This window comes from Rubrivivax gelatinosus (assembly GCF_016583785.1).
Lineage (GTDB): Bacteria > Pseudomonadota > Gammaproteobacteria > Burkholderiales > Burkholderiaceae_C > Rubrivivax > Rubrivivax gelatinosus_B.
On sequence record NZ_NRRU01000052.1, the window covers coordinates 15216 to 38492 of the forward strand.

26 protein-coding genes are annotated in these 23277 nt (G+C 71.8%); 9 read left to right on the top strand and 17 right to left on the bottom strand.

The annotated features are described in order from the left end of the window. Window positions 1–31 precede the first annotated feature (31 nt). The 9 genes from CKO43_RS14590 to CKO43_RS14630 all read right to left on the bottom strand — a co-directional run bounded on the left by CKO43_RS14590 (window position 32) and on the right by CKO43_RS14630 (window position 8921). Window positions 32–1423, bottom strand: coding sequence for an amidase (locus CKO43_RS14590; protein ID WP_200379081.1), 1392 nt, complete (start codon window positions 1421–1423; stop codon window positions 32–34). Between the two features lie 31 nt (window positions 1424–1454). After that, window positions 1455–2960 (bottom strand): ABC transporter substrate-binding protein, encoded by a 1506-nt coding sequence (locus CKO43_RS14595; protein ID WP_200379082.1) that lies wholly within the window; start codon window positions 2958–2960, stop codon window positions 1455–1457. Next, window positions 2957–3784, bottom strand: a complete 828-nt coding sequence (locus CKO43_RS14600; protein WP_200228041.1) for an ATP-binding cassette domain-containing protein — start codon at window positions 3782–3784, stop codon at window positions 2957–2959. The genes CKO43_RS14595 and CKO43_RS14600 overlap by 4 nt, the downstream gene beginning before the upstream one ends. After that, the gene (locus CKO43_RS14605) at window positions 3781–4737 is read right to left on the bottom strand and encodes an oligopeptide/dipeptide ABC transporter ATP-binding protein (protein WP_200379083.1); all 957 of its coding nucleotides are present in this window, start codon (window positions 4735–4737) and stop codon (window positions 3781–3783) included. The genes CKO43_RS14600 and CKO43_RS14605 overlap by 4 nt, the downstream gene beginning before the upstream one ends. Before the next feature lie 130 nt (window positions 4738–4867). Further along, the gene (locus CKO43_RS14610; RefSeq protein WP_200379084.1) at window positions 4868–5875 is read right to left on the bottom strand and encodes a porin; all 1008 of its coding nucleotides are present in this window, start codon (window positions 5873–5875) and stop codon (window positions 4868–4870) included. Between the two features lie 356 nt (window positions 5876–6231). Next, window positions 6232–6750, bottom strand: a complete 519-nt coding sequence (locus tag CKO43_RS14615) for a class IV adenylate cyclase (protein ID WP_200379085.1) — start codon at window positions 6748–6750, stop codon at window positions 6232–6234. A gap of 3 nt (window positions 6751–6753) precedes the next feature. After that, window positions 6754–7602, bottom strand: a complete 849-nt coding sequence (locus tag CKO43_RS14620) for an ABC transporter permease (protein WP_200228034.1) — start codon at window positions 7600–7602, stop codon at window positions 6754–6756. Next, a complete protein-coding gene (locus CKO43_RS14625) occupies window positions 7599–8555 on the bottom strand; it encodes an ABC transporter permease (RefSeq protein WP_200379086.1) in 957 nt (318 codons plus the stop codon). Before CKO43_RS14625 ends, CKO43_RS14620 begins: the two co-directional genes overlap by 4 nt. 126 nt (window positions 8556–8681) lie before the next feature. Further along, on the bottom strand, window positions 8682–8921 hold the full coding sequence (locus CKO43_RS14630; protein ID WP_200228031.1) for a hypothetical protein: 240 nt from the start codon (window positions 8919–8921) through the stop codon (window positions 8682–8684). Window positions 8922–9045: 124 nt separating this feature from the next. On the opposite strand from CKO43_RS14630, the gene CKO43_RS14635 reads away from it, so the two are divergent. Continuing rightward, the gene (locus CKO43_RS14635) at window positions 9046–9984 is read left to right on the top strand and encodes a LysR family transcriptional regulator (protein ID WP_200228029.1); all 939 of its coding nucleotides are present in this window, start codon (window positions 9046–9048) and stop codon (window positions 9982–9984) included. 3 nt (window positions 9985–9987) lie between these two features. Here CKO43_RS14635 and CKO43_RS14640 read toward each other — a convergent pair whose 3' ends face one another. Both CKO43_RS14640 and CKO43_RS14645 read right to left on the bottom strand, forming a co-directional pair. Next, window positions 9988–11184, bottom strand: a complete 1197-nt coding sequence (locus CKO43_RS14640; RefSeq protein ID WP_200228027.1) for an amino acid aminotransferase — start codon at window positions 11182–11184, stop codon at window positions 9988–9990. Then, window positions 11181–11669, bottom strand: coding sequence for a glutathione peroxidase (locus CKO43_RS14645; protein ID WP_200228026.1), 489 nt, complete (start codon window positions 11667–11669; stop codon window positions 11181–11183). The genes CKO43_RS14640 and CKO43_RS14645 overlap by 4 nt, the downstream gene beginning before the upstream one ends. 113 nt (window positions 11670–11782) lie before the next feature. Here CKO43_RS14645 and CKO43_RS14650 point away from each other — a divergent pair, with 113 nt between their 5' ends. Then, the gene (locus CKO43_RS14650; protein WP_200379087.1) at window positions 11783–12592 is read left to right on the top strand and encodes a response regulator; all 810 of its coding nucleotides are present in this window, start codon (window positions 11783–11785) and stop codon (window positions 12590–12592) included. Here CKO43_RS14650 and CKO43_RS14655 read toward each other — a convergent pair whose 3' ends face one another. Both CKO43_RS14655 and lplT read right to left on the bottom strand, forming a co-directional pair. Then, window positions 12593–13486 carry an EamA family transporter gene (locus CKO43_RS14655; RefSeq protein ID WP_200228023.1) on the bottom strand — a complete coding sequence of 298 codons (894 nt, stop codon included), beginning with the start codon at window positions 13484–13486 and terminating at the stop codon, window positions 12593–12595. It lies immediately after the preceding gene. Next, window positions 13476–14753: a lysophospholipid transporter LplT gene (lplT, locus tag CKO43_RS14660; protein WP_200228022.1), complete on the bottom strand. Its 1278-nt coding sequence runs from the start codon at window positions 14751–14753 to the stop codon at window positions 13476–13478. The genes CKO43_RS14655 and lplT overlap by 11 nt, the downstream gene beginning before the upstream one ends. A 142-nt stretch (window positions 14754–14895) precedes the next feature. Here lplT and alr point away from each other — a divergent pair, with 142 nt between their 5' ends. From alr to CKO43_RS14695, 7 genes are all read left to right on the top strand, one after another. Further along, window positions 14896–15984: an alanine racemase gene (alr, locus tag CKO43_RS14665; RefSeq protein WP_200379088.1), complete on the top strand. Its 1089-nt coding sequence runs from the start codon at window positions 14896–14898 to the stop codon at window positions 15982–15984. Further along, window positions 15984–16391 (top strand): alternative ribosome rescue aminoacyl-tRNA hydrolase ArfB, encoded by a 408-nt coding sequence (arfB, locus tag CKO43_RS14670; protein WP_200379089.1) that lies wholly within the window; start codon window positions 15984–15986, stop codon window positions 16389–16391. Before alr ends, arfB begins: the two co-directional genes overlap by 1 nt. Before the next feature lie 12 nt (window positions 16392–16403). Continuing rightward, window positions 16404–17756 (top strand): DNA repair protein RadA, encoded by a 1353-nt coding sequence (gene radA / locus CKO43_RS14675; RefSeq protein WP_200379090.1) that lies wholly within the window; start codon window positions 16404–16406, stop codon window positions 17754–17756. 2 nt (window positions 17757–17758) lie between these two features. Next, the gene (locus CKO43_RS14680) at window positions 17759–18514 is read left to right on the top strand and encodes a metallophosphoesterase family protein (protein ID WP_200228015.1); all 756 of its coding nucleotides are present in this window, start codon (window positions 17759–17761) and stop codon (window positions 18512–18514) included. A 90-nt stretch (window positions 18515–18604) separates the two neighbouring features. Continuing rightward, entirely contained in the window at window positions 18605–19012 is a 408-nt protein-coding gene (locus tag CKO43_RS14685; RefSeq protein WP_200379091.1) for a hypothetical protein, read from the top strand. A 41-nt stretch (window positions 19013–19053) separates the two neighbouring features. Beyond that, window positions 19054–19977, top strand: coding sequence for a branched-chain amino acid transaminase (locus CKO43_RS14690; protein WP_200228011.1), 924 nt, complete (start codon window positions 19054–19056; stop codon window positions 19975–19977). Between the two features lie 2 nt (window positions 19978–19979). Next, window positions 19980–20186, top strand: a complete 207-nt coding sequence (locus CKO43_RS14695) for a zinc-finger domain-containing protein (RefSeq protein ID WP_200228009.1) — start codon at window positions 19980–19982, stop codon at window positions 20184–20186. Between the two features lie 18 nt (window positions 20187–20204). Here the strand turns inward: CKO43_RS14695 and CKO43_RS14700 are convergent, their stop codons facing one another. From CKO43_RS14700 to CKO43_RS14715, 4 genes are all read right to left on the bottom strand, one after another. Further along, window positions 20205–20615 (bottom strand): hypothetical protein, encoded by a 411-nt coding sequence (locus CKO43_RS14700; RefSeq protein WP_200228007.1) that lies wholly within the window; start codon window positions 20613–20615, stop codon window positions 20205–20207. Between the two features lie 10 nt (window positions 20616–20625). Next, on the bottom strand, window positions 20626–21927 hold the full coding sequence (locus CKO43_RS14705; RefSeq protein ID WP_200379092.1) for a hypothetical protein: 1302 nt from the start codon (window positions 21925–21927) through the stop codon (window positions 20626–20628). A gap of 18 nt (window positions 21928–21945) precedes the next feature. After that, on the bottom strand, window positions 21946–23079 hold the full coding sequence (locus CKO43_RS14710; RefSeq protein WP_242477890.1) for an HD-GYP domain-containing protein: 1134 nt from the start codon (window positions 23077–23079) through the stop codon (window positions 21946–21948). Continuing rightward, window positions 23076–23277: hypothetical protein (locus CKO43_RS14715; RefSeq protein WP_200379093.1), on the bottom strand; the 202-nt coding region annotated here is incomplete at its 5' end. The genes CKO43_RS14715 and CKO43_RS14710, both read right to left, overlap by 4 nt.

Below are 23277 nucleotides of genomic sequence, written 5' to 3' on the forward strand. Positions count from 1 at the left end.
AGCGCGAGCGCGTAACAGGGCCGGCGCGGCCTCAGGTCATGGGCCAGGGCGGCAGCGGCGGCCGCAGCCGTTCCCAGGCGCGAGCCAGGCGCAGCACGCCGAGGTCGTCGTGGCGCGCGCCGGCGATCTGCAGCCCGATCGGCAGGCCGTCGGCTGTCATGCCGGCCGGCACGCTGATCGCGGGCTGCTCGCTCATGTTGAACGGCAGCGTGAAGCCGATGTGCGCCATCGCGCTGGCCGGGTCGTTCGTCGGGCTGGCGTACAGCGCCGGGAAGGCCGGCACCGGCGCCACCGGCGACAGCACGAAGTCGAAACGCCGGCAGGCGGCGACCGCGGCGTCGCGCAGCGCCGCCATCTGCGCGTGGCCGTGGAAGACATCGGCCGCGCCGTAGCCGGCCGCGGGCGCGGCCCAGTCGCGGATGAAAGGCAGCACACGTTCGCGGCGTTCCGGCGCCAGCGCCTGCAGGTCCAGCCACGAGCGCATGCGCCAGAAGCGGTCGATGCCGGCGGCCATCGCGGGCGTCGTGAACGGCGCCAGCGGCTCGACGATGCAGCCGGCGGCCTCGAAGACACGGGCGGCGGCGCATACGACGGCCGCGTGCTCCGGGTCCAGCGGCAGGCCCCAGCCGGCGTCCAGCAGCAGCGCGAGGCGCAGGCCGCGCAGCTCGATGTCGTCCAGCCGGTCCCAGGCGATGTCCTGCGGCGGCAGGCTGCTCGCGTCGCGCCAGTCGGGGCGCGCGAGCACGGCCATCATCAGCGCGGCGTCGGCGACACAACGTGTCATCGGCCCGGCGCAGCGGCCGGCGTAAGGCGGGTCTATCGGGATGCGGCCCAGGCTGGGCTTGAAGCCGACGACGCCGCACCAGCCGGCCGGCAGCCGGATCGAGCCGCCGATGTCGGTGCCCAGGTGCAGCGGGCCGTAACCCGCCGCAGCGGCGGCCCCGGCGCCGGCGCTGCTGCCGCCGGGTGTGCGCTCGGGGTTCCAGGGGTTGCGCGCCGCGGCGTGCAGGCTGGACAGGCCCGAGGACAGCATGCCGTAGTCGGGCATGGTCGTGCGCGCGACGAAGACGCAGCCGGCTTCGTCCAGGCGCGCCGCCGGCGGTGAGTGCTCGGGCTCGGGCACGCAGTCGACCGCGGCGCAGCCCAGCGGCTTGGGCAGGCCGCGCGTGCCGATGTTCTCCTTGGGCATCACCGGCACGCCGTCCAGCGCCGACAGCGGCGCGCCGCGGCGGTGGCGGGCCTCGGACGCGGCGGCAGCGGCCAGCGCCGCCTCGGGCGCGAAAGCCCAGGTGGCGTGCAGCCGCGGCTCCAGGCGCTCGACCTGGGCGATGACGGCACGCACGACCTCGACCGGCGAGAGTTCGCCACTGCGGTAGAGCGGGCCGAGTTCGGCCGCCGTCAGCGCGTGCAGCGGCGTGTTCACCGCGACGCTCCGCCGGCGGAGCAGCGGGCGCTCACGCCGCGCCCCAGGACACCGCCGCCAGGTCGTTGGCGAAGATCGGCGAGCTGCTCCACAGCCCGCGCAAGCCCTTGCGCCAGACCGCCACCTGCGCCGGGTTCCAGAGGAAGACGTTGACCGCGTCGTCGGCGAGCTTGCGCTGGATCTCGCGCCACAGCCTGGTTTTCTCGCGCGCGTCGTGGCTGCCGGCATGGCGCGCGACGAGGCGGCGGAAGTCGACGCTGTCGTAGCCGAAGTAGTACTTGGGGTCGGCGTAGGCGGTGGCGTAGTCCAGCGGCTCGACGTGGTTGATCAGCGTGAGGTCGAAGCTGCCCTTGAACGCGCCCGAGAGCCACTGCGCCCACTCGACGTTCTCGATCTTCGCGACGACACCGACCTGGGCCAGCATCGCGGCGACGATCTCGCCGCCCTTGCGCGCGTACGGCGGCGGCGGCAGCGTCAGCGTCAGCCGCAGCGGCGTCGTCACGCCCGCTTCCTTCAGCAGCGCCCGCGCCCGCGCCGGGTCGTGCGGGTACAGGCCGGAGAGTTCGACATAACCGGCGTCAGTGGGCGCGAAGTGGCTGCCGATCGGCTTGCCCAGCCCTTCCTGGGCGCCGGCGATAAAGGCCTGGCGGTCGATCGCATGCGTCAGCGCACGGCGCACGCGCGGGTCGTCCAGCGGCTTGCGGCGGTTGTTCAGCGCGAGGATGCCCTTGCCCGCGGTGTTGCCGACCTCGACGACGAAGCGCCGATCGGCACGCAGCTGCGGCAGCGCCTGCAAGGCGGCAAACCGCGGCATCGCGTCGACGTCGCCGGCCAGCAGCGCCGAGACCTGGGCCGCCGGGTCGTTGATGAAGCGGAAGACGACGCGTTCGAGCGCGACACGCGCGGCGTCGCGGTGGCCGGGCCACTTCGCCAGCGTGACGCTGGCGCCGCGCTTCCAGTCCTCGACCCGGAACGGGCCGGTGCCGACCGGGCGTGTCGCCGCGTTCGCGGCGCTGGCCGGGTGCAGGATCACCGCCGGGCTCTCGCCGAGGCGGAACAGCAGTGTCGGGTCGGCACTGTCCAGCGTCAGGGTCAGCGTCAGCGGATTCTCGACCGTGATGCGGGCGATGTTGTCGAACACCGCCTTCTTCGCCTTGTTCGTGCTGCCCTCGGCCTTGGCGCGTTCGAAGCTCCACTTGACCGCCGCGGCGTCGAAGGACGCGCCGTCGGAGAACGTGACCCCGCGCCGCAGCTTGAAGACGTAGCTGCGGCCGTCGGGCGAAACCGTCCAGGACTCGGCCAGCAGCGGCAGCACGCGGCCGTCCATCGCGATCTTCGTCAGGCCTTCGAGCACGTTGTAGTGCACGATCTCGCCGATCGCGGCGGCCGCGGCGACGGTCGGGTCCAGGCCCGGCGGTTCGAGCACCATGCCCAGCACCAGCCGCTTCTTCGCGGCCTGTGCCATCGCGGCCGGCACGGCCCCGGCCAGCGGCAGGCCGGCCAGCAAGGTGTTGAAAGATCGGCGGTCCAGGCTCATCCAGGGGCTCCGGCTCGGACAGGGGGGCACGATTCTGCGGCATCGGGCAGCGCCGCCAGCAGCCGCCGCGTGTACGGATGCTCGGGCGCGCGGAACAGGCGCTCGGGTGTGCCGCGTTCGACGATGCGGCCCTGCCACAGCACCAGCACCTCGTCGCAGACCAGGTCGACGACGGCGAGGTCGTGGCTGATGAACAGGTAGGCGACGCCGTAGCGCTCCTGCAGGTCCTGCATCAGGTTGAGCACCTGGGCCTGCACCGAGACGTCGAGCGCGCTGACGGGTTCGTCGGCGACGATCAGCCGCGGCCGGGTGACGAGCGCACGCGCGATCGCGATGCGCTGGCGCTGGCCGCCGCTGAACTCGTGCGGCCGCTTGGCCAGGTCGGCGGCGCTCAGGCCGACGGCTTCCAGCACCTCGAGCGCACGTGCAAGCTGTTCGGCGCGGCCGGCGCCCTGCAGCACCGCCAGCGGCTCTGTCACGGTCTGCAACACCGTGCGCCGCGGGTCGAGCGAGCCGTAGGGGTCCTGGAAGACCATCTGGAAGCCGGCGCGTGCGCGCCGCAGCGCGGCCGGCGCCAGCGTGTGCAGGTCCTGGCCGTCGAAACACACGCGGCCCTCGTCGGGTGTCTCCAGCGCCATCACCAGGCGCGCCAGCGTGCTCTTGCCCGAACCCGACTCGCCGACGACGCCCAGGCTGCGCCCGGCTTCGAGCGTGAAGCTGGCGCCGGCCAACGCCTGCACCTCGGCCGCCGGGGCGAACAGGTGCTCGCGCGGCAGGCGGTAGCACTTGCCGAGCTGGTCGACCTGCAGCAGCGGCGCGTTCACGCGTCGACCCGGATACAGCGCACGAGGTGGCCACCGCCGAGGTCGACCGGCGCCGGCAGCGCTTCGCGGCAGGCGGACAGCGCCTGCGCGCAGCGCGTCGCGAACGGGCAGCCGGGCGGGCGTTCGCCCAGCGCCGGCACACGCCCCGGGATCGTCGCCAGCCGCGTGCCGCGCGCCATGCCCAGCCGCGGCCGGGCGGCGAACAGCGCCTGCGTGTACGGGTGCGCCAGGCGCGCGAACACCGCTGTCGTCGGCCCGGCCTCGACGACGACGCCGGCGTACATCACCAGCAGCTGCTCGACCGAATGCGCCATCACGCCCAGGTCGTGGCTGATCAGCAGCAGCGCCATGCCGGTTTCGGCACGGCGCTCGGCGATCAGGTCCAGCACCTCGCGCTGCAGCGTGACGTCGAGTGCGGTGGTCGGCTCGTCGGCGATCAGCAGTTCGGGCGCGCAGGCCAGCGCGATCGCGATCACGACCCGCTGGCGCTGGCCGCCCGAGAGCTGGTGCGGATAGGCGTCGAGCCGGCGTGCCGCGTCGTCCAGTTGCACCCGCTCGAGCAGCGCCAGCGCCTGGGCCCGCGCCGCGGCGGCCGACAGGCCGCGGTGCAGGCGCAGCGGCTCGGCGACCTGGCGGCCGACCGTGTGCAGCGGGTTCAGCGCCGTCATCGGCTCCTGGAACACCATCGCCAGACGGTCGCCGCGCAGCCGGCACCAGTCGGCTTCGCTTTGCGCCGTCAGGTCGCGGCCGTCAAAGACGATGGAGCCGGACACCCGGGCGTTGTCCGGCAGCAGGCCCATCAGCGCCAGCGCCGTCAGCGACTTGCCGCAGCCCGACTCGCCGATCAGCCCCAGCGAGGCGCCGCGCCCGAGCGTGAACGAGACACCGTCGAGCGCGGCGCCTGCTGGCAGCAGCACACGCAGGGCGTCGACGGATAGCAGGGGAGCGGACACGGGCCGCAACGATAGCGCCCCTGCCGCGGGAGCAAGAAAAAAGCCCCGGCGCCGGGGCGCAGGGGCTTGGGTCGAAGTGTCGCCACTCCGGGTCCGGGCGGCGGCCAGGGCCGCCGCGGGTCGGACGTGATTAGAACGAGTGGCGGACGCCGATTTCCAGGCCTTGGTACTTCTCGCCCGAGATCGCGCTCAGGCTTTCGATCGTGCCGAGCCTCGTGCCGTTGTCGTTGTCGATGATGGCGTAGGTGCCGTACAGGGCGGTACGCTTGCTCAGGTTGTAGACAGCGCCGACGGCGAACAGATCGGCGTCGCGGCCGGTGACGTCGTCCGACTTGTTGGCGGTGTAGGCGGCGCGCAGCACGAAGGCACCGACCGGCACGCTGCCACCCACCGTGTAGTGGGTTTCTTCGTTGCCGTTGTACTTGTACAGCTGGTACGAACCCTGCAGCTTCGCCACGCCGAAGTCATAGGCGGCCGAGATCACCGTCGACTTCAGATCGTCGCTCGACGTCACTTCGGTCTGACCGTAGGCGGCGGTCACGTCCAACGGGCCGGCCTTGTAGCCGATACGGCCACCGACGTACTTGTTGGTGGCGGTGTTTTCACCAGCGGCAACCGAGACCTGACCGTAGATGCCGCCCAGGGTCGCCGGCAGGAAGTACGAAACCTCGTTGCTGGCGCGCTTTTGCGCGTTGTTGGTGGTCGTCGTACCGACGATGGCGGACGAGGCCGTGCGGAACGTGGCGCCCAGGCCGTTGTCACCGAACGGGTCGAAATCGCTGACGGCGGTGTAGGTCGGGACGAAATCACGGCCCAGACGGACTTCACCCAGCGAGTCGGAGATCAGGCTCACGGTCGAACGACGTTGCCAGGTCTGGCCGGAGCTGTTGCCCGAGTCGGCGTCGACTTGGCCTTCAATCCAGAAGCCGGCCTTCAGGCCGCCGCCCAGATCTTCGATGCCACGGAAGCCGATACGGCCGGTGCTCAGACCGCCGCTGGAAACCGTGGTCTTGGTGTCGTCGCTGTTGTCGACGTGGCGCACGGCCACGTCCAGGATACCGAACACGGTGACCGACGATTGCGCGGACGCGGTGCCGGCGGCGGCCAGGACGGCCAGAGCGATGAGGGACTTCTTCATATGTTTCCTCGTTGGGAGATGGGATTCAGACACACAGGCCGCAGCGAGGCGGCACCTCAGCGGTTAGAAGGCTACGAACGCCCTGGAACCGCAACTAGCTCTTCCTAGGCAATAGTGTATTGCCTCAAAAGAAATAATAAACACTGATTGCAGCGGACGTTCCGTCATGTACCGCGAATACTCGCGCCCGAGCGACGCGCGCCCTCGCGTAAACGGCTTGCATGACGCTCGGCCATGACGGCGGGAGGGGGTCGCACGGCCTGCGGCTGCGTTGCCACGGCGTCGTTTGCAGCGTGCACGCAACACCGCGTTTTGTTGCAGCGCCGCAACGCAAGACCGTCCACGGACATCGCCGCTCAGTCGGCGGGCGTTCCGAGCTCGGCGTAAGCGGTCGCCACCGGCTGTGCGGACGCCAGCCCCAGCGCCTCGATCAGGTCCTGGGCGATGCGGCGGCCATCGTCGTCGGACTGCTCCGGAACCAGGACCACCTCGATCTCGACGAAGTCGCCGAGACCCTCGACCCGGTCCAGGTGCACGCGCGACGCACCGACACGCGCCAGCCAGCGCTGCTTGCGCACCCGCGCGCGCACGCCCAGGCCACGCGCCAGCGTGCGGTGCAGCGCGTCGACGTCGGCCGAGACGACGACACGTTCGTAATCGGAGCCTCGCGGCCCGACGCCGTCCGGGCGTTCGTAGTGGATCAGCTCGGCACTGCCGTCGGCGAAGCGGCGCAGCTTCAGCCGCCCGTGCGGAACGGCGTAGAAGACGTCGTCCTGCTCGATCAGCTCGAGTGCGGCGCCGGCCAGCGCGGCGGCGCGTTCGTGCAAGGGGTCGATCGAATCGACGCGCAGCTTGATTTCGATGTTCCGTGCCATGGTTCAGTTCGTTCGTGCCGATCGGGGGTCGAGCAGGTCGCGCAGGCCGTCGCCGAGCAGGTTCAGCCCCAGCACCGCGAGCATGATCGCGGCGCCCGGGTAGACCGCCTGCATCGGCGCCTGGAACCACTGGGTCTGCGCCTCGTTGAGCATGCGCCCCCAGCTCGCCTGCGGCGGCTGGGTGCCCAGGCCGAGGTAGCTGAGCGCGGCTTCGGCCAGGATCGCGGTCGCGAAGGCGATCGTCGCCTGCACGACGATGGGTGCGGCGACGTTGGGCAGCACATGGTCGACGGTGATGCGCCAGCCGCCCTTGCCCGCGGCGCGTGCGGCGAGCACGTACTCGCGCGCCCAGACCGAGCGCGCCGCGCCGCGCGTGATGCGCGCGAACACCGGCACGTTGAAGAGCCCGATCGCCAGCACGCTGGTCGCCAGCCCCGGCCCGTGGATGGCGGCCAGCAGGATCGCCGACAGCAGCGCCGGGAACGCGAACGCGACGTCGGCAGCCCGCATCAGCGCGTCGTCGACCCAGCCGCGCCGCGCTGCCGCCAGGCACCCGAGCGCGACGCCGGTGACCAGCCCGATGGCGACGGCAACGACGCCGACCGCCAGGCTGTTGCGCGCGCCGGCCATCAGCTGCGAGACGATGTCGCGCCCCAGGCTGTCGGTGCCGAACCAGTGCAGCGCCGACGGCGGCTGCAGCCGTGCGGCGATGTCGATCTGCTCGGGCGGCCACGGCGTCCAGAGCAGCGACAGCAGCGCGATGCACACCAGCGCGGCGCCGAGCACGGCGCCGCAGACGAAACCCGGGCTGCGCCGGGCACGCCCGGCGAAGCTGGACAGCGCGGCCGTCATGCGTGGCGCAGCCGCGGATCGACGACGGCGTAAAGCAGGTCGACGACGAAGTTGACGGCCACCACCAGCGCCGCCAGCAGCAGCACGACGTCGCGCACGACGACGAGGTCGCGGTTGGCGACCGCCTGGAACACCAGCCGCCCCAGCCCCGGCAGCACGAACACGTTCTCGACGACGATGGTGCCGGTGAGCAGGTTGGCGAACTGCAGCCCGGCCACCGTCAGCACCGGGATCGCGGCATTGCGCAGCACGTGGCGCAGCAGCGCCTGGCGCCGGCTCAGGCCCTTGGCGCGCGCGGTGCGCACGAAGTCCTCGCGCATCACGTCCAGCACCGCCGAACGCGTGACACGCGCCAGGATCGCCGCCTGCACCGCCGCCAGCGCCAGCGCCGGCAGCAGCAAAGCCTTCAGGCCCGCGCCCAAGCCGCCGCCTTCGTCTTCGGTCCAGCCCGGGAAACCGCCGGCGCCGACCCATTGCAGCTGCACCGCGAACAGCAGGATCAGCAGCATCGCCAGCCAGAAGCTGGGCACGGCGATGCCGATCTGCGTCGCCAGCATCACGCCCAGGTCGCCCGCGCGCCCATGACGCGAGGCAGCGTAGAGGCCGGCGGCCAGCGCCAGCACCAGCGTCATCGCCATCGCCAGCGCCGCCAGCGGCAGCGAGACGCGCAGCCTCTCGGCGATCAGCTCGGCCGTCGGCGTGTCGTAGGCGATGCTGGTCGCGGTGCGGCCCTGCAGCAGGCCACCGGCCCAGTCGGCGTAGCGCTGCAGCGGCGGGCGGTCCAGTCCGAGCCGGGTCTCGAGCGCGGCCACCGCCTCGGGTGTCGCGGTTTCGCCGAGCACGACTTCAGCGGCGCTGCCAGGCAGCAGCTCGAGCACGGCGAACACCAGCACCGACGCCGCGACGAGCGTCAGGACGAAGGTCGCGAAGCGGCGCAGCAGGAACACGGACATCGGCGGCAATGATGCCCGATGCCTCCGGGCGCACCCGGGCGCCGGGCGCGCCGCGATGAAAAACGGCCCCGTCGCATCACGCGAGGGGGCCGGGGCAATGGCAGCCGATCGGGCTGCCGGGGGTGATCAGTCGCCCAGTCCTTCGTGGCGGGCTGCGGCGGCGTAAAGGTCGGCGGCGAAGCCGGGGTCGGAGGATTCGACCTGGTGCGCCAGTTCGCGCACCGTGGCGACGTCGTGCACCCGCGTCGGAGCGGCCGGTTCGTGCGAGAAGGTCTTCATCAGCCGGGCGAAGAGCTCGGCGGCGATCAAGGCACCACGCGGGGTCTGCGCGGTGGTAACGGTCTGGATGTCGGCGTAGTGGCCCATCTTTTTTCCTGTCGTGACAGCCCTCGTGGGGCTGCGATGGCGCCATTCTGGGGGTTAACACCTACTCAATCCATTGAATGTTTTGCATCAGGCGCATAAGCAGCGCTCATATCACAATCGATTCATGAACTTCCGCACACTGGACCTGAACCTCTTGCGCGTCTTCGACACCGTGATGGCCGAAGGCAGCCTGACGCGGGCGGCCGAGGTGCTGGCGGTGACGCAGCCGGCGGCGAGCCATTCGCTCAAGCGCCTGCACGAAGCCGTCGGCGAGCCGCTGTTCGTGCGCAGCGCGCACGGCATGAAGCCGACCGCGCGTGCGCAGGCGCTGTGGCCGGTGGTGCGCGAGTGGCTGGCCGAGTTGCAGCGCGCGCTGGCGCCGGAAGACTTCGACCCGCAGGCGCGCGAGACCAACTTCCGCATCGCCATGTCCGACGCGCCCGCGACCGAACTCGCGCCGACGCTGGTGCGGGCGATCGAGTCGCGCCAGGCGCGCGTCAACATCCGCCTCGTGCCGCTGAGCAGCCGCGACCCGCGCGCGATGCTGCGCGACGGCGAAGCCGATCTCGCGATCGGGCACTTCCCCGAGGCCATCGCCTCGGTCATCGCCGACGGCCCGCAGTCGGGGCTGCTGCACCAGCGGCTCTACCAGAGCCACTACGTCTGCGTGATGCGCCGCGGCCACCCGCTGGCCGACGCGCTGACGCTGGACGCCTTCTGCGAGGCCCACCACCTGCTGGTCAGCCTGTCGGGGCGGCCGCACGGGATGATCGACGAAGCGCTGGCGGCGCTCGGCCGGCGCCGGCGCATCGTGCTGACGGTCAACCAGTTCTCGACCGCCGGCCGCGTCGTCACGCAGTCGGACCTGATCACGGTGCTGCCGCTGTCTTTCGTCGCCGCCACCGGCACCGAGGACCTGATGCTGACGCGGCCGCTGCCGCCGCCGGTGACGCTGGCGCCGGTGGGTGTGCAGATGATCTGGCCGGTGCGCCAGGACCGCGACCCGGCGCACCGCTGGCTGCGCGCGCTGGTGCAGCAGGCCGCCGGCTGCGAGGCGGCCTGAGCGTCAGAGCACCGCGGCGATCGCCTCGGCGGTGCGTTCGACGTTGCCGCTGTTGAGCCCGGCCACGCAGATGCGGCCCGAGCGCACGAGGTAGACGCCGAACTCCTCGCGCAGCCGGTCGACCTGGGCCGCCGACAGCCCGGTGTAGCTGAACATGCCGCGCTGGCTGAGGAAGTAGCCGAAGTCGCGCTCCGGCCGGCGCGCCGCCAGCACCTCGTGCAGCGCACGCCGCATCGCCAGGATGCGCTCGCGCATCGCCGCGACGTCGGCTTCCCACGAGGCGCGCAGCCCGGCGTCGCCGAGCACCGCGGCGACGACGCCGGCCGCATGCAGCCCCGGGCTGGAATAGTTGCGGCGCACCGTGGCCTTCATCTGCCCGAGCACGAGATCGGCCTCGGCGCGGTCGGCGCAGACCACCGACAGCGCGCCGGCGCGTTCGCCGTACAGGCTCATGCTCTTGGAGAACGAGTTCGAGACGAAGAACGACAGCCCGGCGTCGGCGAGCGCGCGGATCGCGAAAGCGTCCTGCTCGATGCCGTCGCCGTAGCCCTGGTAGGCGATGTCCAGGAAGGGGATCAGGCCACGCTCGCGCACGATGGCGACGACCTCGCCCCATTGCGCCGCCGACAGGTCGACGCCGGTCGGGTTGTGGCAGCAGGCGTGCAGCAGCACGACGTCGCCGGCGGGCAGGCCGCGCAGGGTCTCGCACAGGCGCTCGAAGGCGACGCCGCCGGTCGCGGCGTCGTAGTACGGATAGCTCTTCACCGGCAGGCCGGCGCCTTCGAAGATCGAGCGGTGGTTGTCCCAGGTCGGGTCGCTGACCCAGACCGTGCTCGCCGGGAACCAGCGCTTGAGGAAGTCGGCGCCGACCTTCAGCCCGCCGCTGGAGCCTATGGTCTGCAGCGTCGCGACCCGGCCCGCGGCCACCGCGGCGCTGCCGGCGCCGAACAGCAGCGCCTGCACCGCGGCGCGCATGGGCGCCGAACCTTCCATCGGCAGATAGGGCTTGGCGCCGGCTTCGGCCAGCAGCCGGGCCTCGGCCTGGCGCACGCAGTCCAGCACCGGGATACGGCCGGCGTCGTCGAAATAGATGCCGATCGACAGGTTGACCTTGCCCGGCCGCGCGTCGCGGCCGAAGGCCTCGTTCAGCGACAGGATGGGGTCGCCCGCGTAGGGCTCGAGGTGGGAGAAGACGGTCATGCCGAAAGCGCTTTCTCGATGTCGGCGGCCAGCGAGGCCGGGGAGTCGGTCGGCGCGAAGCGCTTGATCACGCGTCCGTCGCGGCCGACGAGGAATTTGGTGAAGTTCCACTTCACCGCCTGGGTGCCGAGCACGCCCCGGGCCTCGGCGGTGAGCCACTTCCACAACGGGTGGGCGTCGGCGCCGTTGACCTTCACCTTGGCCATCATCGGGAAGCTGACGCCGTAGTTGAGCTGGCAGAAGGACGCGATCTCGTCGTTCGTGCCCGGGTCCTGGCCGCCGAACTCGTTGCTCGGGAATCCCACGATCACGAGGCCACGCTCGCGCCAGGCCTGCCAGAGCTGCTCCAGGCCTTCGAACTGCGGCGTGAAGCCGCAGCGGCTGGCGGTGTTGACGACCAGCACCACCTGGCCGCGATAGGCGGACAGGGGCGCCGGCTGGCCGTCGATCGAGACGGCGTCGAAATCGGCAAGGGTCGCGGCCATCGGACCTCCGGTCGTGACGAAACTGCCATCCTAAGGCCCCGGCCGCTGACCGGCGTTGACAGCGGCGACCGGGCCCGCGCAGCATGGCTGCCGCCCATCCGCAACCGCAGGCCATGCTGCACCGCCTCCACCTGCTCGGTTTCAGCGCATTCGAGCGCAGCACGCTCGCCAGCTGCGTGCGCCTGGCCGCGACGCGTTTTCCGGGCTATGTCGAGGTCGCGAACATCGCCGACGCCGACTTCCTGGTCGCCGACGCCGAAGCGCCGCAGGCGCTGGCCGCGGTGCTGGCCTGCGAGCGCCTGGCCGACACCGTCTTCGTCGGCCGCCACGCGCCCGAAGGCGCCGCCGCCTGGATGCCGCGGCCGCTGGACGCGCTGCTGCTGCTGCGGGAACTCGACGCCATCGTCGCGCTGCGCGCCACCACGCTGGCGCCGGCCGCGGTGGCCACCGCGTGGCCGCCGGGCGTGATCTCCACCTGGCCGCCCGAGACGGCCGCCGTCGCTCAGGTCCTGCCCGCCCCCGGCGAGCAGGCGCTGATCGTCGACGACAGCGAGGTCGCCAGCTGTTATCTGGCGCGCCGGCTGCGCCGGCTCGGCCTGCCCAGCGTCGGCGCCCGGACCAGCGGCGAGGCGCTGGAGCGGCTGGCACGGCAGCGTTTCGAGTTCGTCTTCGTCGACGTCGAGCTCGGCGAACACAGCGAACTCGACGGCCTGGCGCTGTGCCGGCAGCTGCGGCGCCAGCCCGCCCCGGGCGCACGCGAGGCGGTGCTGGTGCTGGTCTCGGCGCATCACGGCGAGGTCGACCGCGTGCGCGGCGCGCTCGCCGGTGCCGACGCCTATCTCGGCAAACCGCTGGACGACGGCGAACTCACGCGCCTGGTCTCACGCCCGCCGCGCGCCGCGGCGCCCGCGGCCCGGCACTGATCAGCGCGCGGCCAGCAGCGCGGCGCCGACGATCAAGGCGCCGCCCGCCAGCAGCGGCCCGGTGATCGCCGCCGCGCCCAGCAACGCTGCCGACAGCGCCGCGAACAGCACCTCGCTGACCATCACGACCGCGGTCGCGTTCGCCGCCAGCCGCGCGGCACCGTACTGCAGCGCGAGGTTGCCGCCCAGGAAGAAGGCCGCCAGCAACAGCGCGCCCAGCATCCAGCCGGCCGCCGGCGGTGGCGGCGCGGGCAGCGCGCCCTGCGCCGCCATCACCAGAGCCAGGCTGCCGGCGATCAGCGTGCCGCCGAGGAACATCGCCAGCGCGCGCGCCGCCTGCGGCCGGTGCGCTTCACGGCGCAGCATCACGTTGTTCAGCGCGAAGCTGAAGCCGCCGGCGATGCCCAGCCACTCCGGCAGCGCACGCGGCAGCGGCAGGCCGCCGCCTTCGGGCCAGAGCACGATGGCCGCGCCGGCCAGCGCCATCACGACACGCAGCGCCGCCGCACGCGTCAGGCGCTCGTGCAGCAGCAGCCGCGCCAGCAGCACCGTCCACAGCGGCATCAGATAGAACAGCAGCACGACACGCACGACGTCGCCGACGGTCACGCCCCAGTTGAAGGTGGCGTTGGTCGTACCGGCCGCCGCCACCAGCACCCAGAGCACCGGCGTGCGCAGCAGCTGGCCCCAGGCCGCCGGGCGCCACAGCGTGATGACGACGACCGCCATGCCGTAGACGACGGCGGTGGCCCACAGCGGGTGCAGGCCGCGCGCCTCGAGCTGGCGAAACGGCCACCAGGACACACCCCAGACGAAGGCGTTGGCCAGCAGCGCGAGCACCGGCGCCGCCGCGCCGGCGTGGCCGGCGCGGGGCGCGGCGTGCTCAATGGCCATCGGTGCGCGCAATCGTGAGCAGGCGCTCGAGCTCGTCCTTGTGTTCGACGGTGTTGCGTTTGTGCCAGCGCCGGATCGTCTCCATGATGCCGGCGACGACCAGGCCGAAGATCGTGATCGCGGTGAAGGCCGAGAGCTCGAACCGTGTCATGCCGGCGTAGAAGGCGCCCAGCGCCAGGATGCAGGCCTGCTCGTTGAAGTTCTGCACCGCGATCGATCGGCCCGCGCCCATCAGGTTGTGGCCGCGGTGCTGCAGCAGCGCGTTCATCGGCACGACGAGGTAGCCGCCGGCAGCGCCCAGCAGCAGCAGGAAGGGGATGGCCACCGACAGGTCGCGGATGACGTTGAGCCCCATCAGCAGCACGCCCATCGCGACACCCAGCGGGATCACCGCGGTGGCGCGGTCCAGCCGCATGCGCATCGAGGCCGCGACCGCGCCGACGGCGACCCCGACCGAGACCACGCCGGCCAGCGACGAAGCCTGCGTCGTCGTGTAGCCGAGCGCCGCCGCGGCCCAGGGGAAGACGATGATGCGCAGGTTGCCGCCGACACCCCAGAACATCGTCGTCGTCGCCAGCGAGATCTGGCCCAGCTTGTCGCTCCACAGGCGTGCGTTGCAGCGCGAGAAGTCGCGCACCAGCGACAGCGGGTTGCCCGACAGCGGCTGCAGCGGTGCGTCGGTGCGCGGGATGTAGAGGTTGAACACCGCCGCCAGCAGGTAGACGAACAGCAGCACGCAGATCGCCGCCTGCGCCGGCAGGTCCAGCCCGGTGTCGACGTAGGGCAGATCCAGCGCCAGCAGATGGGGCGCGATCTGCGGCCCGACGAGCTGGCCGCCCAGCACCGTGCCCAGGATGATGCTGGCGATCGTCAGGCCCTCGATCCAGCCGTTGGCCTTGACCAGTTGCGACGGCGGAAGCAGCTCGGTGAGGATGCCGTACTTGGCCGGCGAATAGGCCGCGGCACCCAGGCCGACGATCGAATAGGCCAGCAGCGGATGGCCGCCGAAGAGCATCAGCAGACAGCCGATGACCTTGATGCCGTTGGAGATCAGCATCACCCGGCCCTTCGGGATCGCGTCGGCGAAGGCGCCGAGGAAGGGCGCGAGCACGACGTAGAAGAGCGCGAAGACGACGGCGAGGACGGGGATGTGCCAGCTCGGAGCCTGGCTGCTTCGCAGCAGTTCGATCGCGGCGACGGTGAGTCCGTTGTCGGCCAGCGAGCTGCAAAACTGCGCCGACATGATGGTCGAGAAACCTTTTTTCATCTGTCGCGCACGCAACCGGGGACGCCGGAGCCGGGCGCCAATCCTGTGTCTCTCCATCATTCAGGGCAGGCGGTTTATAGCACGCGGGCCCGTCCGTTCCGAATGATGAAAGCCACGGACCGGCTGGCAAAATGAGCCCGCCATGCCCCGCCCCATCGAAGCCCTCGTCCATACGGACGCCCTCGCCCACAACCTCGAACGTGCCCGTGCCCGCGCCCCGGACTGCCGCAGCTGGGCGGTGATCAAGGCCAACGCCTACGGCCACGGCATCGAACGCGCCTACGAAGGCCTGCGCGCCGCCGACGGCTTCGCGCTGCTGGACCTGGCCGAGGCCGAACGTGTGCGGGCGCTGGGCTGGCGCGGGCCCATCCTGCTGCTCGAGGGTGTCTTCGAGCCGCGCGATCTGGAACTCTGTTCGCGCCTGGACCTGTGGCACGCGGTGCACTGCGACGAGCAGATCGCCTGGCTGGCCGCGCACAAGACGCACCGCCCGCACCGCGTGTTCCTGAAGATGAACAGCGGCATGAACCGCCTGGGTTTCACGCCGACCGCATTTCGCGGCGCCTGGGCGCGGCTGGACGCGCTGCCGCAGGTCGACGAGATCTCGCTGATCACGCACTTCTCCGACGCCGACGGCGAGCGCGGCATCGCCCACCAGCTCGCCGCCTTCGACGCCGCGACGCGCGACCTGCCGGGCGAGCGCTGCCTGTCCAACAGCGCCGCGCTGCTGCGCCACGGCGTGAAGAACGACTGGGTGCGCGCCGGCATCCTGCTCTACGGCAGCGCGCCCGACTTTCCCGAGCACGACATCGCCCACTGGGACCTGCAGCCGACGATGACGCTGCGCTCGCGCATCATCGCCACGCAGACGCTGGCCGCCAGCGACACCGTCGGCTACGGCAGCAGCTTCACCGCGCCGGGGCCCATGCGCGTGGGCGTCGTCGCCTGCGGCTATGCCGACGGCTACCCGCGCCTGTGCCCCACCGGCACGCCGGCGCTGGTCGACGGACAGCGCACGCGCACCATCGGCCGGGTGTCGATGGACATGCTCGAAGTCGACCTGACGGACCTGCCCGCTGCCGGCATCGGCAGCGAGGTCACGCTCTGGGGCCGCGGCCCGGGCGGCGCGGTGCTGGCGATCGACGAGGTCGCGCGTGCCGCCGGCACCCTGGGCTACGAGCTGATGTGCGCCGTCGCGCCGCGCGTGACGATGCGCGTGGCTGAAGACTGATGGCCGACGCGCCGCGCATCGACCGGCGCGAAGTCGTATTCGCGGCGATCCGCGCCCAGGGCGCGGGCGGGCAGAACGTGAACAAGGTGTCGAACGCGGTGCACCTGCGCTTCGACATCCGCGCCTCCTCGCTGCCCGAGCCGATCAAGGAGCGCCTGCTGGCGATGGCCGACCAGCGCATCGTCAGCGACGGCGTCGTCGTCATCAAGGCGCAGACCCACCGCAGCCTGCCGCGCAACCAGGCCGACGCCCTGGCGCGGCTGCAGGCGCTGGTCGACGCCGCCGCCGAGGTCCAGGCCACGCGCCGGGCGACCAAACCCACCTGGTCGTCCAAGCAGCGCCGGCTGCAGGGCAAGGCGCGCGACGCCCAGGTCAAGGCCGGACGCGGCCGCGTGCGCGAGTTCTGACAGGAGCCACCCGTGGCGAAAACGATCTACACCTGCCGCGAATGCGGCGGCACCAGCCCGAAGTGGCTGGGCAAATGCCCGGCCTGCGGCGCCTGGAACTCGCTGGACGAAGGCGTGGCCGAGGCGACGACGAAGAACAACCGCTTCCAGGCGCTGGCCAGGAGCCAGCCGGTGGTGACGCTGGCCGAGATCGACGCCGCCGACGTCGCGCGCACGCCCACCGGCCAGGAGGAACTCGACCGCGTGCTCGGCGGCGGCATCGTCGCCGGTGGCGTGACGCTGATCGGCGGCGACCCCGGCATCGGCAAGAGCACGCTGCTGCTGCAGGCGCTGGACGCGCTGTCGGCCGTGATGCCGGTGCTCTACGTCACCGGCGAGGAGTCGGGCGCCCAGGTCGCGCTGCGCGCGCGCCGGCTCGGGCTGTCGGGCGCCAAGGTGCGTGTCGTCGCCGAGATCTCGCTGGAGAAGATCCTGGCGACGCTGGAGGCCGAACAGCCGGCCTTCTGCGTCATCGACTCGATCCAGACGCTGTATTCCGACCAGCTGAGCTCGGCGCCGGGCTCGGTGGCCCAGGTGCGCGAATGCGCGGCGCAGCTCACGCGTGTGGCCAAGACCGGCGGCTGCGCGATGGTGCTGGTCGGCCACGTGACCAAGGAAGGCGCGCTCGCCGGGCCGCGTGTGCTCGAGCACATCGTCGACACGGTGCTGTATTTCGAAGGCGACACGCATTCGAGCTTCCGCCTGGTGCGCGCGATCAAGAACCGCTTCGGTGCCGTCAACGAGATCGGCGTCTTCGCGATGACGGAGAAGGGGCTGCGCGGCGTCAGCAACCCGAGTGCGATCTTCCTGTCGGCGCACGCCGAGCCGGTGTCGGGCTCCTGCGTGCTGGTGACGCTGGAAGGCACGCGGCCGCTGCTGGTGGAGATCCAGGCGCTGGTCGACAGCGGCGGGCCGAGCCCGCGGCGGCTGTCGGTCGGCCTGGACCGCGACCGGCTGGCAATGCTGCTGGCGGTGCTGCACCGCCACGCCGGCGTCTCGTGCATGGACCAGGACGTGTTCGTCAACGCCGTCGGCGGCGTGCGCATCGCCGAGCCGGCGGCCGACCTGGCGGTGCTGCTGTCGATCACGAGCTCGCTGCGCGGCAAGCCGCTGCCGCGCGGTTTCGTCGCCTTCGGCGAAGTGGGCCTGGCCGGCGAGGTGCGCCCGGCGCCGCGTGGCCAGGAGCGGCTGAAAGAAGCCGCCAAGCTGGGTTTTTCGGTCGCCGTCGTGCCCAAGGCGAACGCGCCGAAGAAGCCGATCGAGGGCCTGACGATCCACGCGGTCGAGCGCATCGAGCAGGCGATCGAGGTCGTGCGCGGGCTCTGAACATGCGCTGGGCCGTCGTCTCCGACATCCACGGCAACCTGCCGGCACTCGAAGCCGTGATCGCCGACGCCGGCGCGGTCGACGGCTGGCTGAACCTGGGCGACATCGTCTCGGGCCCGCTGTGGCCGCTGGAGACGGCGCGCCGGCTGATGGCCTTGAACTGGCCGACGATCGCCGGCAACCACGAGCGCCAGCTGCTGACGCTGGCGCGCGAACGCATGGGCGCGAGCGACCGCCACGCCTTCGACGCGCTGGGCGCGGCCGAACGCGCCTGGCTGGCGGCGCTGCCGGCGACGATGAAGCCGCACCCGGACGTGACGGCGCTGCACGGCAGCGCACGCCGCGACGTCGAATACCTGCTGCACAGCGTGCACCCCGACGGTCTGCACGAGGCCGACGACACCGAGGTCGCGGCGCGCCTGCCCGGCGTCGCCACGCCCTGGGTGCTCTGCGGCCACAGCCACCTGCCGCGGCTGCGCAGCGTCGGCGCGACGAAGGTTCTCAACCCAGGCAGCGTCGGCCTGCCCGCCTTCGACGACGAGCATCCCTGGCCGCACGTCGCCGAAACCGGCACGCCGCAGGCGCGCTACGCCTGGCTCGACCTGGACGCCAGCGGCTGGCGCGCGACGCTGCGTGCGGTCGACTACGAGCACGAGACGGCGGCCCGGCGCGCCGAAGCCAACGGCCGCGACGACTGGGCCGACGCGCTGCGCAGCGGCCGCGTCGGCCGGCACGAAGCCGACATCGCCGGCAGCTGACACGGCGGCCGGCGCGCCGCTACGATCGCGGCCGTCGCCGACTGCCACCGCAATGAACCGCCCTGCCCCGAACCCGCCTGGAGCCCACCGATGAACGCCTGGTTTGGCTGGGCGCTGGCCGCGGCCGCCGTCGCCGTGGGTTATGTCGGCTGGGGCTGGCGCGGCGTCGCGCTCGGCGCCACCGTCGTCGTCTTCTGGCTGCTGCTGCAGTTCAGCCGCGCGCTGCGCGCGATGCAGCAGGCGGCGCAGCGCCCGCGCGCCAGCATCGCCAACGCGGTCACGCTGCACGCCCGGCTGGAACGCGGCCAGCGCATGCTGCAGCTGCTGCGCCTGGCCGGCAGCCTGGGCGAGAAGGTGGCCGACGAGCCCGAGACCTTCGTCTGGCGCGACGCCGGCGGCGACGCGGTGCGCGTGCAGCTGCACAACGGCCGTGTCAGCGCCTGGACCCTGGAACGCGCGGCCGGCGCCGACGGCGACGCCCAGGCCCCCGCCGCCTAGAATCGTTGCCCTCCGAACCGCTTTTTCCCCGAGGAATGACCATGTCGATGTCCGACCGCGACGGCAAGATCTGGATGGACGGCGAGCTCGTCGACTGGCGCGACGCGAAGATCCATGTGCTGACGCACACGCTGCACTACGGCTGCGGCGCCTTCGAAGGCGTGCGCGCCTATCACACCGCCCAGGGCACGGCGATCTTCCGCCTGCAGGAGCACACCGAGCGCCTGTTCAACAGCGCCAAGATCCTGCGCATGAAGATCCCGTTCACGCCGCAGCAGGTGATGGACGCGCAGCGCGAGGTCGTGCGCGCCAACAAGCTCGACAGCTGCTACCTGCGCCCGCTGACCTGGCTGGGCTCGGAAAAGCTCGGCGTCAGCCCCAAGGGCAACACCGTGCACCTGATGATCGCCGCCTGGCCCTGGGGCGCCTACCTGGGCGAGGAAGGCCTGCGCCGCGGCATCCGCGTCAAGACCAGCAGCTACACCCGCCACCACGTCAACATCACGATGACGCAGGCCAAGGCGGTGAGCAACTACACGAACTCGATCCTGGCGAACATGGAAGCCACGGACGACGGTTACGACGAGGCGCTGCTGCTCGACGCCTCGGGCTTCGTCTCCGAAGGAGCCGGCGAGAACCTGTTCGTCGTGCGTGGCGGCACCGTCTACACGCCCGACCTGTCGGCCGGCGCGCTCAACGGCATCACGCGCAACACGATCTTCGCGATCTGCCGCGACCTGGGCATCGCCGTGGTCGAGAAGCGCATCACGCGTGACGAGGTCTACATCTCCGACGAAGCCTTCTTCACCGGCACCGCCGCCGAAGTCACGCCGATCCGCGAACTCGACCGCATCGAGATCGGCGCCGGCGCGCGCGGCCCCGTGACCGAGAAGATCCAGGCGGCCTTCTTCGACATCGTCAACGGCCGCAATCCGAAGTACGCCGAGTGGCTCACGAAAGTCTGACCATGAGCGAACCCAAAGCCATCGTCGAGGTCCAGGCGGCCGAGCTCGCCGGCCCGGGCGTCGTTTTCTGCCCGAACCCGAAGATGCCGCTGTGGAGCAACCACCCGCGCGTCTTCATCGACGTCGCGACGACGGGTGAAGGCAGCTGCCCCTACTGCGGCACGCTGTACCGGCTGGCGCCGGGCACCCAGGCTGCGGGCGGCCACTGACGCGGCCCTGCGGCCGCGTCACGGCCGCAGCACCACGTTGAGCCCGGGCCGCAGCTCCGAGGCCGGGATGTAGCCGATGGCGCCGGGCGTGGCCTGGACGAAGTCGATGATCGCGGCCGCCGTCGCCAGCTCGCGCGGCGGCACGCCCTTGCCGACGTGGCGGCGCACGGTCCAGAAGGCGACGTAACGGGCATCGTCGAGCTGCACGACCTGGGTCAGGAAACGCTCGCGCCAGGGCGTGCCCGAGGGGGCATTGACGACCAGCGCGGGCGCGCCGTCGACCGCGACCGCGCGCCCCGTGTACAGGCGCTGCAGCGTCGTGGCGTCGACGTGGGCCATGCCCGGATGGGCGATGACGACGACGCTGTCGGCAGCGCGTGCACCCAGGCACAGCAGCAGGCCGGCGATGAAGGCGAGGAGGGCTCTCATCGGGCGCGCCTCAGAAGCTGAAGCTGTAGTTGAGCGACCACAGGTCCAGATGCGTGTCGTGGATCGTGTCGGAACCCGGCGGCGTCTCGATCAGCCGGCTCAGGTCGCCGACGTGGGTGCGTTTCCACTCGAACTTCAGCTTGCTGCGTGCATCGAGCGCCCACGACGCACCCAGCGCCACCGAGCGCTGGTCGGCGGCCCAGATGCCCTCGGCCATCAGGCGCTGCGCGGCGTTCAGCTGGGCGGCGCCCGGCACGGTGGCGGGCAGCGGGTGCGCGGTGAGCTTGCGGTACCAGTCGCGCGTGCCCTTTGTCGAGCGCAGGCGCGCGAGACTGAGGTAGGGCGTCACGGCACCGAACTCCCGGAACAGCGCGACGTAGCCGCCCGAGGTGTTGGAGCCGAGTTCGGTGTCGCGCTGCAGGTCGCGCGCGTATTCGGCGGCCACGCGCCAGTGGCCGCCCAGGCGCTGCTCCAGGCCGAGCGTGAAGACCCAGTTCGTGATCGTCGACACCGTGCGCACGTCGGGGCCGTAGGGGACGCTGTCGTCGACCTTGTAGAAGCCCGGCAGGCCCTCGCCCAGCGAGACGTAGGGCAGCGTCACCGGCACCTTCTTGCCGTCGGTCTGCGAGGTGCGCACCCGGTGCAGGCCGGCGCGCCACAGGCCACCCGGCTGGCGCAGCGCCAGCACCACGCCCTGCATGTGGGTGTCGATGTCGACGAAGACCGCACCCGGCTCGACGAAGCCGGGCAGGCCGTCGCGCGACCAGAAGCGCGCCGTCGTCGACATGCGGCCGGCATAGGCGTCGAGCGAGAGTTCGTCGGCGCCGAGGCTCCAGGTCCGGGTGGTGGACACGCCGTCGAACTCGTTGGACGGCACGATCGAGTACATCTCGGTCGGCAGCCGCGCCAGGTCGTGCGTCGCGCCGACGTCCAGGATCTCGGAGTGCAGGTACAGCGGCACGCGCATGCGCCCGGCGCGCAGCAGCCAGTCGTCGTCGGGGCGCCAGGCGAGGAAGGCCCAGGTCGGCGTCAGGTCCCAGCGGCTGTCCTTCTCGAGCGACTGCGCCGCCTTCAGCTGCAGCGTCGCCGACCACTTCGGCGCCAGGCTCGCGTCGAGCTGCAGCCCGAGCACGCTGTCGCGGTCGACGCTGCCGCCGTCGTCGACGCTGCGTTCGTAGACCCAGCCGCGGCTGGACTGGGCCCAGCCCAGCGTGCCGAAGCCGGACCACGACAGGTCCAGCGCCAGCGCCGGGGCGGCGGCGGCGGCGAGGGCGGCGCAGGCCAGCGCGTGGTGGAGCCGGTTCCGGGACATGGTTTCCTCTCGTGCTCGTCAGTCCTTGAGCCGCGTCGCGATCTCGACGAAACGGCTCTCGCAGGCCTGCAGCCCCTCGACCAGCAGCGGGTCGAAGTGACGGCCGGCGCCGTCGCCGATCGTGGCCATGGCCTCGGCATGCGACAGCGGCTGCTTGTAGGGCCGGCGGCTGATCAGCGCGTCGTAGACGTCGGCCACCGCCATCAGGCGCGCGGCCAGCGGGATCGCCTCGCCGGCCAGGCCGTCGGGGTAGCCGCTGCCGTCCCAGCGCTCGTGGTGGTGGCGTGCGATCTGCCGCGCGTAGACCAGCATCGCGCCGGCGTCGGCACCGAGGTGGTCGAGCGCACGCTGCAGCAGGTCGCCGCCATGCACGGTGTGGGCCTTCATCACGACCCACTCCTCGGCGCTGAGCGCGCCGGGCTTGAGCAGCACGGCGTCGCGTATCGCCACCTTGCCGATGTCGTGCAGCGGCGCGGCCTTGGCCAGGTCCTCGACCGCCTCGGGCGTGAGCTGCGCCGCCGGCACCTTCGCCGCGTACCAGCCGGCGAGCGCACGCACGTACTCCTCGGTGCGCTTGACATGGTTGCCGGTGGCCTCGTCGCGGAACTCGGCCAGCCCGAGGATCAGGAACAGCGTCGTCTCGCGCAGCCGCTCGGCCTCGCGCCGGCGGCGCTCGAGCTCGCGGCTCAGGTGTGCGTTGCGGTCGTGCAGCACGTCGCGCGCGACCTTCAGCTGCAGCTGGGTGCGCACGCGGGCGCGCACGGTCTCCGGGTTGAAGGGCTTGTGGATGAAATCGGCGCCGCCGGCGGCAAAACCTTCGGCCTCGTGTTCGGGCTTGGTGAGCGCGGTCAGGAACAGCACCGGCACGTCGGCCAGCGCCGGCTCGGCTTTGAGCCGGCGGCAGACCTCGAAACCGTCCAGCCCCGGCATCATCACGTCGAGCACGATCAGGTCCGGCGCCTGGGCGGCGGCGAGCTGCAGCGCGCGTGCGCCGCTGAGCGCGATCTTCACCTGGTACTCGGGCGCCAGCACCTGCGCCAGCAGCGCCAGGTTGGCCGGGGAGTCGTCGACGACGAGCACCGACAGCCGGCGCCCGGATGCGCAGGCTTCGAGCATCGGGTCGGGGCCCGAGGGCAGCGCTTGGACGTTCATGGCGGCGGCAGGGCGGCAAGTGCGGCTTCGAAGTCGAGCGCGTTCATGGCCTGGGTCAGGCGGCGCCGCGCCGGGGGCGCGAGCCCGAGACGCATCGCCTTCTGGTGCGTCTGCCACCAGACGATGGCCTCGCTGTCGGCCGCCTGCAGCAGCAGGCGCAGGCGCGCGATCGCCGCCGCCGGCGCCAGCTGCTGCAGG